Origin of the sequence: Chitinophaga tropicalis (assembly GCF_009758205.1) — a bacterium.
GTDB classification, from domain to species: domain Bacteria; phylum Bacteroidota; class Bacteroidia; order Chitinophagales; family Chitinophagaceae; genus Chitinophaga; species Chitinophaga tropicalis.
This window is the reverse complement of sequence record NZ_WRXN01000041.1, coordinates 1-2,485: the sequence shown is the minus strand read 5'-3', so window position 1 is coordinate 2,485 and position 2,485 is coordinate 1. Positions and strand designations below refer to the sequence as shown.

General features: G+C 46.6%; 3 protein-coding genes. All 3 read right to left on the bottom strand.

Going from position 1 to position 2,485, the window contains the following annotated elements; translation table 11 throughout:
• Positions 1–1,042 (bottom strand): hypothetical protein (locus tag GO493_RS30680; RefSeq protein ID WP_157310067.1); only part of this gene is annotated, 1,042 nt, incomplete at its 3' end.
• 22 nt (positions 1,043–1,064) lie between these two features.
• The gene (locus GO493_RS30675; protein WP_157310066.1) at positions 1,065–2,159 is read right to left on the bottom strand and encodes a hypothetical protein; all 1,095 of its coding nucleotides are present in this window, start codon (positions 2,157–2,159) and stop codon (positions 1,065–1,067) included.
• On the bottom strand, positions 2,160–2,485 hold a 326-nt coding region (locus tag GO493_RS30670; RefSeq protein ID WP_157310065.1), incomplete at its 5' end, for a hypothetical protein.

The window sequence follows — 2,485 nt, the reverse complement described above, 5'->3', positions numbered from 1 at the left end:
ACAGCCCTTTCGTCTCCGATCCTACTTTTGCCACAAAACTGATGAAAGAAGAGGTATAAGGCAATGTTATATTCGGAGTAAATGATGGATAGGCAAAAGAAATTCCGGAACTAAACGAGGAGCCCCAGCCTTTACTGACCGTCCTTTTATTTACCTCGGCCGTTTTATATTGCCTGGTCCCCAATGAAAAGGTCAGGTCTTTCATCCCGGCCCTGGTGTTAAGAGCTGATCCGACGCTAACGCTTGCAGCACCACCAATATTATTTTCCTTGACAATCTCACGGCTCATACCATATGCCAGGGAAGATCCTACCGTAATACCATCCCGGGAACTGTTGGTAAACGACAGCGCACTGGTAAACGTTCCCATTCCCTTTGCACCCGCATTTATACTTGCGTTAAGACCGGTTTCAAGTCCGATGCCTTTATAGGTATTATAAGATATGCCAAGGCTTGCACCGAAACCCACCTTAGTTGTAGTATCCTTCTTACTATTAGGCAGGCCAAATACTTCCATACCAAGGCCAATAGTACCGCCTACTGTTTTATTCTCTTTTACTGAAGCTATCTTCTGAATGGTATCATTGCCATCAAAATCGTCCGGTAATCCACGCATATTACGCGTGATAGCGCCCGGGTTGATATTCCATCCCAAACCTACCCAACTAGCTTCCTGTTCCATAGAAATACCGCTGTTATAACCGATCGCTAACGGATAGCCGTCTACATCTATCAAGGGAATGCTATAGGAAAAATCGCCGGAAAACAAGTCAACCATATTCTCGTTATTCACAGAATGGAAAGCCTGGCTTTCAGGCTGCCCAGGGCCGCCAATGAAAGGCGCCTTCGATATCTTTCTGACAGATTTGACCGTAGCCGGTACGGGAAGCTTTTCTGCCACCTGTATAGTATCACGCCTGGGTAATGTTCCGGAAGGGACATTCGCTATTGCATAGGACGGGATAATCACCTCGAAATAAAGCAGTGCCAGCATCAAAGAGGCGAATGTCTTTTTGCGCCTGGCAGCAAATTGCAGTATCATTTATCTATTATTTATCTATTTATTAAAGGGACATCGTGTAAACAAACTTCAGCTGCCAATACTCCCGCCTGGAGTTGGACAGGCGGAACAGGTATTGTTTACCTTCGCCAAGGTCTTTTCTTCCTGAAAGCGGTATTTCAATGAAATTGGTACCGGGAGTAAGCTTTAGCGTATTCTTTATCAATACCCGCTGCTGATCGTCAAGACTGATCACTTCATATGCGGCTATTGTGTCTGTCATCATATTATTATAGGCAACTTTCAGGGTACCAGGGCAGCTGATAAGCTCTCCGTCCAGCTCTCTTCTCAGCTGAACATATGGGTTACCCGTGATAGCTGTTTTTACAGGTGAGGCACCTTTCACACGAAATGTCCAGATATCTGTCTGTGCAGAAAACTGGTTGCCGTTGTTGGCAGTAACCATCCAGGCATAGTTCTTTGCTGTATCCAGTGTAGTGGCAGACAAGGGATAATTAACGAAAGGCGACTTCACATGCAGCGCCCTGAATACAGGGATGTTCTGCTGTATGGCTTCTATAGCGGATTGTCCTTTGCGGACTTCCACAATAAGCATCTCGTAATTCAGGTCATTGAATATATTGACCGGGGCAGGCGGAAGCCAGGTAAATTGCGGCAACAGGCTTTCTTCTGTGCTCTGGTTAGCCGGGCTGTTAAGCAAAGGAGGGCTTACAGGTTCTACAGAGAACGGAAGACAATCCTCTGCCGCTACGCTGCTGATATCTCCCTTCTCCAGCATAACACTGTAACAGGCCAGGTAGGCACCTGCAGTCAGTAATCCGTTGGGGCTTCTGTCGGCCACTGGCCGGAGGTACTCATATGTAACCGGCGTTACATCAGCTGCCTGTACCTGTTTAGCCCCTTTGTTCAATGTAATGACGCGGGATAAACCGGTAAAAACAGGCTGATTTGTTTTTGCGTCAGTGACACGCAAGGCAATCCTCACCTGCGTATTGGTCTGAGATGCCGATACCAGCAAGAGATTCCACAGTTGCGCCTTCTGCATTACTCCCGTTGGCGGTAACTGGACCGTCATATTCACCTGTGCGCTTACCTGTAGGGATAACAACAGGGCTACTACCTTGAATAGCGTTTTCATTTAAAATATTTTAGTATAAGTTATTCTCCCGGTATTGTTGGATACCAGGCGGCCGGAAGAACCAGGGATAAAGCTCTTTTCCGCCAGTAATTCAACCTGTCCCAGGCGTGGTATGTCTATCCTGGTATTAGCAGAATAGCCCAGCTGCCGGATGTTATGAACGGTTTGTAAACTGTATTTAAGTCCCCCTCCTGCTGCCAGCCAGGAGTATATTTTATATTGTACGTTTCCGTCAATACCGTATAATGCGTATTCATTATTTATTGCTGCAGATGCCATTCCCTGTAAGGTGAAGGCGTCCAGGAAAACAATATGGCTGGCCAGCA